We start from the raw sequence: 8641 nt of genomic DNA, 5'->3' as shown, positions 1-8641 counted from the left end.
ACTTGTCTGTAAGGCTAGTGCCGTCCTGTGAAGCAGAAACTCTTAATTGCGAAGTTAAGAAGCCCACATCTGTACCGTTAGGTCAGTGTGGGAGATGTCACGTAATCGTAGGGTGGGCATTGCCCACCAATTATCACAAATAGTGTGAAAAATTTATACCAATACCGATTCTATGTCACTCCTAAAATTTCAATTTTTACTTGACTGTAAATTTTATGGCTCTTCTACAGTAGTTATGATATTTTAGTAATAAATAATCGTTAAAAGTGTTGATATATAATAGGTTTATGATTTTTAAAATGCAAATATTATAAATTTACAGTTTTAATTTAACCTAACACCTGCCACCTGACACCTGACACCTTTTTTTCAACATAATTTATCATACTCAAAGTAAGAGAGCCAATTTTATTAAATAATACTTATAGCGTTTATTTTCTATTAGATAAAACCTTCAAATTCTAATTCTTCAATCATTTGTAATCCACGAGGATCACCTAATTTTAATAACGCCATTTTCGCATCTTCTTTCACTCCCAAATCCTCATCTTCCACTAAGGCTTCAATTAAGGCATCGATCGCAGTAGCATAAACTACATTATAGGGCAATTCTCGACACAATTTTCCGATCGTCCAAGCGGCATTACTACGCACGGCGGCGATCGAATCCTGTCTTAAGGATATAATCACCAGAGGAATCGCCGTAATGGTATCCTCATAGTTCAATTTGGCAATATTCGCTATACTGCTAACAGCCCATAATCGTACAGCACTAATATCATTTTTCAGGGCTTTGAGTAGAGGTTGAAAGGCACGTCGATCGCCACTATTACCCAAAGACCACACAACGCCTTTACGCACATAACCATTAAAATCATTTTGAAGGGTACGAATCAACGGCTCAACAGCATTAGGGCTAGTATTTCGTCCCAAACCATAGGCGGCACTCACCCTAATTAAAGGACAATGATTTGACAATTGTTCAATTAAAATAGGGATAGCACGGGCATCAGTAATTTCACAAAAAGCCTGTAGAGCTTCAATTTGCTCCTGTTTGTTGTCACTGAGAAGTAACTGTAACATTAATTCAGGATCAGGGGCAGGAGTTGTCTCCTCCTCGATCATGTCTAAAGGATCAAGGGAAGAATCAAAATCAATAGCGGTTTGACTTAAACTTGGATCATTCATATAAAATAATGATACAGCAACAGTGAAAAATTGAAAATGATTAATTAAAATTGAAAATAAAATGTGATTATAGTTTGCTTATTAGGCTTTAAGGCATTTACTAAAAGCAATACAACGCAATCATTATATTGATGTTATCAAAGTAAAATATTAATGAAACAATACACTGTTATAGATTTATTTTCTGGTTGTGGAGGTTTAAGTTATCGATTAATTTTAAACGACAGAAAGAAAATCAAATAAAATAAACCCGAAAGAAAAAGCAGTGGAGGCTAAGACAAAAATTAACGTCAATACTTGCCAATTTTTATATTTAAGTTTCTGTAAGTCTAAACGTAGTAAAATATTGCTGGAAATTATGACTAATAAATGGGAAAAATAATCAAAAGAACAGAAAATAAATACCAGTACGATCGACCAAAATAAGATAGCAATAAAAGCCTTTAAATCTGAATTAATACTCTCTTCAAAAATAAAAGTAATTAACACTAAAGGGCTACTTAAAATTAAGGAAATAAAAACTGTTGCTACTAATATTAATAACTTAATAATTAAAGGCAATAAATCTTCTTGAATTAGTAAATTAATGAAAGTATTTTGTTCTCTCAGTACGATCGCCCAATGGTTAGCAATTCCAGCCATCGTCCATCCTACCACACCATAAGTAGATAAAAAAAGAATTAAAGAAAGTAAAAGATTTGTGTGTAACCAAGAAGTTTTTTTTGTCAAATCATCTGCATATTTAGGCATAACCATTAACGAGGATTTGCTTAAAATTAAAGATTTAGATTTATTACATTAGCCCTTATCGTGTGCAGTTTAGGCAATTTTTACTTAAAAACAGGTAAACGTTCTGCAATTATCAATTCTAATTTTTAGAATCAAAATCATTAAAACTTTTCCCTTTTCCCTTTTCCCTTTTCCCTTTTCCCTTTTCCCTTTTCCGCTCTTCCCTCTTCCCTATCTTTAATAACCGAAAAAAACGATTAAATATTTTAAATTTATAGAAGGATTAAGGGCAAAAGCCCTTACAAAAAGCCCGTTATAAAACTAAGCCATACATTGAACCATATAATCGAAATAAGGTGCTGTTTCTTCTGCTTCTTCTTTGGTAAGTAAACCTAAAGAAGCCTCTTTTAAACAGCGAATTGACTCTACCATTCCATTAAGAGGAACTCCAAGAGAATTATACATTTCTTTGACCCCAATTAAACCAATGGATTCGATCGGTTCTTTGTCACCTGCTAAAACTCCATAGGTAACTAAACGTAAGTACCAACCAAAGTCTCTGATACATTGATTATACTGCTTTTGTCCAGCGGCATTACCCCCCGGCGCTCTGAAATCAGGGCGTTTTCTGAATAATTCCCGACTAGCTTTTTCTACGATTTTTTTCTCGTTTTCCGCTAGGGTTTCGGCAATTTTTAATCTTTGTAAACCAGAATCTAAAAATGTTTTAATTCCTTGTAATTCACCGCTACTGGGGTAGCGTAATTCATCATCGGCTTTGAGAATAACTTGACTAACTATGCTCATTTTATTAACGAGTATTATTTTTTATAAAATTAGTTTACCCTAATTTGGACTCTCTATTAGATGCTATAACTGTTACAAATTGTTGAAAAAAGAAACAAATCTTAACATGACCTTGAAAAAGTTAAATTCTTATCTCAAATTCTTTTTAGTTAAAATGATCATAAACAGATTAATTATTAATGGTACATTGTTAATTAAAATGAGACATCCCCTATATAGCAAAGAGGAATTTTCACGAATCGGAGACGAAATCTATGAAAATAAACTCCGTCAGCAAATAGAAAAAGATAATTTTGGAAAGATTGTCGCTATTGACATTAAAACGGGTGAATTTGAAATTGCAAAGGATACCATAACGGCTACAAAAAAACTATATGATAAGTTACCTGATGCTCAACCTTGGGTAGTGCGTATTGGTTATCGTGCAGTTCATCGATTTGGTGCAAGGAGTCTAAAAGACCCTATATGATGCAAGGATATGTAAATAGAAATTATGAAGCTGTAATTTCTTTGGTAATCAAAAATGGGAATGCTACGAAGTATATTCAAACTGTTATTGATACTGGCTTTACAGGATTTTTGAGTCTTCCCTTGAGTATTATTACTGAACTAAATTTAACATGGAAATATCGAGATCGTGGTACATTGGGAGATGGTAGTGAAACTGTCTTTGATATTTATGAATGCAGTGTTATTTGGGATGGAGAATATCGAGAAATTGAAGTTAATCAGGCTGAAACAGAGCCTTTATTGGGAATGATGATGTTACAAGGTTATCGATTACAAATTGATAATATTGAGGGTGGATTAGTCATAATTCAACGAATCAAGTAAAAAGTAAGACGCTTTTGTTCATGTAGTTATATGAATGAATTAATAAATTTTGCTATAGTAATGGGAAGTTCGATCGAAAAATGAAACTTAGTGATCGAAAATGATGATCAATTATTAGTTAATTAAGACAATGAAAAATCAGCATAAAATATCTCGTTTAATAATCTCTTTTTGTTTATTTTCCTTACTACTTTTATCTGCTTGTAGCCCTCAACCTCCATCACGTTTTGAACAGGCACAACAAGAAAGCCTAGACGCTGGAAATAGAAATACTGCTGTTGACAAAGACGCTGTAAAAGGTGCCACTTTTAATCAATTTTTTCCTGTTAGTAGTGGAGAATATGAACGGGTTTTCACTCAAGAAAAATCAGGTTTTGTTCAAGCCAAATTAAAGCGTAATGGTGAAGATTTAGCAACTTTAGCTATTTTTGATACTATCAGCAATCCCACTGCTAAAGACGATTTTAACAATGCTACGGACACAATTAATGGTTTTCCTATGGTAGAAAAAGGAACTAATAATACGGCGGTTTTAGTGGGCGATCGTTATCAAGTTAGTATTCGATCGAGCAATCCCAATTTTGATTTACAACAAAGAAAAGAATGGTTAAGTAAGTTCGATTTAAGTAACTTAGCAAACCTAAAATAAATTATTTTTCTGAAAAATTTTAATCACATTACCAATAAAAAATTAAGAAAAAATGAGTAAAGCAATTTTTGAGTTAGTCGATAATTTACCTAAAAATAATATTACCACGATGGTATTAAAATCCCTTGATTTTGCGATACCGGGGCAATGGCAAAATATCACTAATTTTGAACAAATGATTCGAGAAGTGACAGGAGAAACTGATGAACAAATGATCCAAAAAATTGGCGATAGAGCGGTATGGTTGTTTAATGATAAAACCCAAGGCTATCAAAATGCTTTATGGTTATATCAAACTGTTGATAAAACAGATTACGCTTTAGGGGCAGCAGCCTTAGCAAATAAAGTCGGCTCAAAAATTGGGTTACTCAGTTTTTTGAATCGCTTAACCCCTGATAACGAAAAAGCTCAAGCCCTAGATTTAGCGATAAAATTAGTTGTAGAAGTAGTGGCATTTTGTCAAATCAACGGTTTACCCGGAGACAGTATCGGCGATTTTGTCAAAGCATTAGGAGAATACGAAAAAGATGCCTTAACTCGCATGGCTGCCTTAGTCTGTTTCGATGGTATTGTACCTTTTGGGGCTGATTTTATCTTAAAAGTGGAATCCACCATCAGCAATCTTTCTGGAAAAGAATTAAGCAATAATCCTGCTTTTTCTAGTGTTAGTCGTTTTATTCCGGGAGGAAATCCCACAGGACAATTGAACTTCATTGGTAATAGTTTTTCCGCCGTTAAAGGATGGATGACAGGATTTGTTGCTAGTCACAGCATCACTCAAAATACAGTAGTCAAAAATCTTCATAGCTTTGTCGAGTTTTCTGAAGATCAATTAGATTATCTCGCCGCTTTTATTGATATGTCAACTAATTACTTTGAACATACTGGTACACAATCGATCGCACGGAGTTTAATTTCTCGTGCCATGATGGAAGTTTAACATTTTCTCCTCGCTCAATCTAAAGATTATCGGATTATAGCGAGGAAATCTAGGTTATATAGGCAGGGCTGTTTCAAAGTAAGTTGCTAAAAAATGTTAGGGTGTTAGGGTATTAGGGGATTAGGGAGTTTTTTTGCTTCCAGATTTCAGGTAATAATAATAAATCTTGAAATAATCAATTTATGATAGTAAATTATCAAAACTCATTACTTATTACTCTTTACTCATTACTTTCTCTTAAACAAAAATTTGAAAATGAAACAGCCCTGCCTGTCCTCCCGTCTTGTCTTTATCGACAGCAAACTACATAAATTTTAGCTTAAACTCCCCATTTTTTCTTCTGTATTCTTTACATAACTTAATGGAATAATGAGCAAACATGAAAATAAATTAAAATATTTGTTTTTTGAATAATAAAAGTGCTAACCTATATAGTATAGAGAAAAAAATAAAGGAGGAAAACGATACTAGATAACATAAAACTACACTTAAATTTATTATGTTATTTAGAAGCTCGATCGTCTGTTTTAGTTGATAAATTCTCAACCTAAATTAATTAAATTATAGTTAATGAGGGAGATTTAGTTATAGCAAAATAAGAATATAAACTATTCAATTGTGAGAATTAGAGCTAAAACTTTGTTTATTTTCAAATACAAAAAAGGTTAATAATTACCTCATAAATGGAGTATAAATTATGAAATTTTTAATTCAAGGAAATAATATTGAAGTTACGGAATCTATTCATGACTATGTAGAGGAAAAATTAGAAAAAGCTGTTAAACATTTTCAAAATTTAGCCACTAAAGTTGATGTCCACTTATCCGTGGCAAGAAATGCTCGTATTAGTGATAAACACAAAGCAGAAGTAACAGTATATGCTAATGGTACAGTGATTCGAGCTCAAGAACATAGTGAAAATTTATACGCCAGTATTGACCTTGTATCTGACAAAATTGCCCGTCAGTTACGCAAGTATAAAGAAAGACAATTAGATAAGAAAACTCATTCTCAAGTTAAAACTACTGATGCGGTGGAAGAAAAACCCGTTGACGGTAATCTTATCGGCGATCGACAACCTGAATTACCTACCGAAGTAGTGAGAATGAAATATTTTGCCATGACTCCCATGTCGATCGATGATGCTTTAGAGCAGTTACAAATGGTAGATCATGATTTTTATATGTTTCAAAATAAAGAAACGGGAGATATTAACGTAATTTATCAACGCAATCACGGTGGTTTTGGTGTTATTCAACCCCGTAATGTCAATCATTAATTAAGAATGAGGAATGAGGAATGAATAATGAATAATGAATAATGAATAATGAATAATAGACTTCTGCAATAATTATGATTTTGCTACCGTAAAACAGGCATCTTGCCTGTATTTTTGAAGATGTCTAATAAAAAATTAAAAACTATACCTCTTCTATAGTAGTTTTGAATTTAACCTGCAACCTGATACCTGATACCTTTTTATACATTTCTGAGAAAAATCCCTAAAAATTCTTAACATAAGTTAACATAGAGTTTAGGAATATTAAATATAAGCTCAAAACTCCCAATAATAAGAGTAATTGATAAAATAAACATAAATGTATAGGAGGCTATCCATCAGTGAACAAAAATAACAAAAAATGGCGCAATATAGGCTTATATGCGATTTTAGCTGTAGTAGTAGTGGCACTGGGAACAGTTTTTCTCGATCGACCCCAAACTAATCAATTAAGCTGGAAATATAGTCAATTTATTGATGAAGTTCAAACCGATAAAGTAGAAAGAGTACAACTGAGTGCCGATCGAACCCAAGCTATAGCCACCGCCAGAGACGGACAAAGATTTTTAGTCAATATCCCTAATGATCCTCAATTAATCGACATTTTATCAGCAAATAAAGTGGACATTGCGGTTTTACCCCAAAGTGACGAGAGTTTCTGGTTCAGAGCTTTAAGTAGTCTATTTTTCCCTATTTTACTGTTAGTAGGATTGTTTTTCTTACTGCGTCGTGCTTCCAACGGACCCGGTTCTCAAGCAATGAACTTCGGCAAGTCGAAAGCTAGAGTACAAATGGAACCCCAAACCCAAGTTACTTTTAGCGATGTAGCAGGAATCGAACAAGCCAAACTCGAATTAACCGAAGTGGTGGACTTCCTCAAAAATGGTGAACGCTTTACCGCCATCGGGGCAAAAATTCCTAAAGGTGTCTTATTAGTAGGACCTCCGGGTACTGGTAAAACCCTTTTAGCTAAAGCCGTTGCAGGGGAAGCAGGAGTGCCTTTCTTCAGTATCTCTGGTTCGGAATTTGTCGAGATGTTTGTCGGTGTCGGTGCTTCTCGTGTTCGTGACTTGTTTGAACAGGCAAAACAAAACGCTCCTTGTATCGTCTTTATCGATGAGATTGACGCTGTAGGTCGATCGAGAGGTGCAGGTTTAGGCGGTGGTAACGATGAAAGAGAACAAACCCTCAACCAATTATTAACGGAAATGGACGGTTTTGAAGGTAACACTGGTATTATTATCGTTGCCGCAACTAACCGCCCTGATGTTCTTGATTCTGCCTTATTACGCCCCGGACGTTTCGATCGTCAAGTGGTAGTCGATCGACCAGACTTCGCAGGAAGAGCAGAAATTCTCAACGTTCACGCCAGAGGTAAAACTTTAGGGGCAGATGTGGACTTAGAAAAAATTGCTCGTCGTACCCCTGGATTCACTGGTGCTGATTTATCGAACCTTCTCAATGAAGCCGCTATTTTAGCCGCTCGTCGTAATTTGACTGAGATTTCTATGGATGAAGTCAACGATGCCATCGATCGAGTTTTAGCAGGACCAGAAAAGAAAAACCGAGTAATGAGCCAAAAACGCAAGGAATTAGTCGCTTATCACGAAGCAGGACACGCTTTAGTCGGTGCATTAATGCCAGACTATGATCCAGTGCAAAAAATCAGTATTATTCCCCGTGGCCGGGCAGGAGGCTTAACATGGTTCACTCCTAGCGAAGATCGCATGGAATCTGGTTTATATTCTCGTTCCTACTTACAAAATCAAATGGCAGTAGCTTTAGGTGGACGTATTGCAGAAGAAATCATCTTCGGTGAAGAAGAAGTTACCACTGGTGCTTCCAACGACTTACAGCAAGTAGCAAGAGTTGCTCGTCAAATGATTACTCGTTTTGGTATGAGTGAGCGTCTTGGACCTGTAGCATTAGGTCGTCAAAATGGTAACGTCTTCATGGGACGTGATATTGCCTCCGATCGAGATTTTTCTGATGCTACCGCTTCTGCTATTGATGATGAAGTGAAAAAATTAGTAGATCAAGCGTATCAAAGAGCGAAACAAGTATTAGTAGAAAATCGTGCCGTATTAGACAAATTAGCAGATATGTTAATTGAAAAAGAAACCGTTGACGCTGACGAATTACAAGATATTCTGAACACCAACGAAGTCAAAATGGCTGCGATCGTTTAATTTTTTAAAAAGTTCTACAAATACCA

9 protein-coding genes are annotated in these 8641 nt (G+C 34.8%); 6 read left to right on the top strand and 3 right to left on the bottom strand.

The genetic code is table 11. From position 1 onward, the window contains the following. Positions 1-441: 441 nt before the first annotated feature. From ACN4EE_RS05020 to ACN4EE_RS05010, 3 genes are all read right to left on the bottom strand, one after another. Positions 442-1188: a HEAT repeat domain-containing protein gene (locus ACN4EE_RS05020; protein ID WP_431705314.1), complete on the bottom strand. Its 747-nt coding sequence runs from the start codon at positions 1186-1188 to the stop codon at positions 442-444. Between the two features lie 216 nt (positions 1189-1404). Next, positions 1405-1938 carry a hypothetical protein gene (locus ACN4EE_RS05015; RefSeq protein ID WP_431705313.1) on the bottom strand — a complete coding sequence of 178 codons (534 nt, stop codon included), beginning with the start codon at positions 1936-1938 and terminating at the stop codon, positions 1405-1407. 300 nt (positions 1939-2238) lie between these two features. Next, positions 2239-2724, bottom strand: coding sequence for an allophycocyanin (locus ACN4EE_RS05010; protein ID WP_431705312.1), 486 nt, complete (start codon positions 2722-2724; stop codon positions 2239-2241). A 154-nt stretch (positions 2725-2878) separates the two neighbouring features. Here ACN4EE_RS05010 and ACN4EE_RS05005 point away from each other — a divergent pair, with 154 nt between their 5' ends. The 6 genes from ACN4EE_RS05005 (at position 2879) to ftsH3 (ending at position 8615) form a co-directional block, all read left to right on the top strand. Continuing rightward, positions 2879-3193: a hypothetical protein gene (locus ACN4EE_RS05005; protein ID WP_431705311.1), complete on the top strand. Its 315-nt coding sequence runs from the start codon at positions 2879-2881 to the stop codon at positions 3191-3193. Then, on the top strand, positions 3190-3558 hold the full coding sequence (locus tag ACN4EE_RS05000; RefSeq protein WP_431705310.1) for a clan AA aspartic protease: 369 nt from the start codon (positions 3190-3192) through the stop codon (positions 3556-3558). The genes ACN4EE_RS05005 and ACN4EE_RS05000 overlap by 4 nt, the downstream gene beginning before the upstream one ends. A 130-nt stretch (positions 3559-3688) precedes the next feature. After that, positions 3689-4207, top strand: a complete 519-nt coding sequence (locus ACN4EE_RS04995) for a hypothetical protein (RefSeq protein ID WP_431705309.1) — start codon at positions 3689-3691, stop codon at positions 4205-4207. A gap of 52 nt (positions 4208-4259) precedes the next feature. Next, positions 4260-5147 carry a hypothetical protein gene (locus ACN4EE_RS04990; RefSeq protein WP_431705308.1) on the top strand — a complete coding sequence of 296 codons (888 nt, stop codon included), beginning with the start codon at positions 4260-4262 and terminating at the stop codon, positions 5145-5147. A gap of 697 nt (positions 5148-5844) precedes the next feature. After that, a complete protein-coding gene (gene hpf / locus ACN4EE_RS04985; RefSeq protein WP_431705307.1) occupies positions 5845-6426 on the top strand; it encodes a ribosome hibernation-promoting factor, HPF/YfiA family in 582 nt (193 codons plus the stop codon). A 341-nt stretch (positions 6427-6767) separates the two neighbouring features. Then, a complete protein-coding gene (gene ftsH3, locus ACN4EE_RS04980; RefSeq protein WP_431705306.1) occupies positions 6768-8615 on the top strand; it encodes an ATP-dependent zinc metalloprotease FtsH3 in 1848 nt (615 codons plus the stop codon). Positions 8616-8641: the final 26 nt, after the last annotated feature.

The sequence above is a fragment of the Geminocystis sp. CENA526 genome, assembly GCF_050753365.1.
In the GTDB taxonomy this organism is placed as follows: Bacteria; Cyanobacteriota; Cyanobacteriia; order Cyanobacteriales; family Cyanobacteriaceae; genus Geminocystis.
Note: the sequence above shows the minus strand (reverse complement) of the source record. Positions and strands in the feature narration are given on the sequence as shown.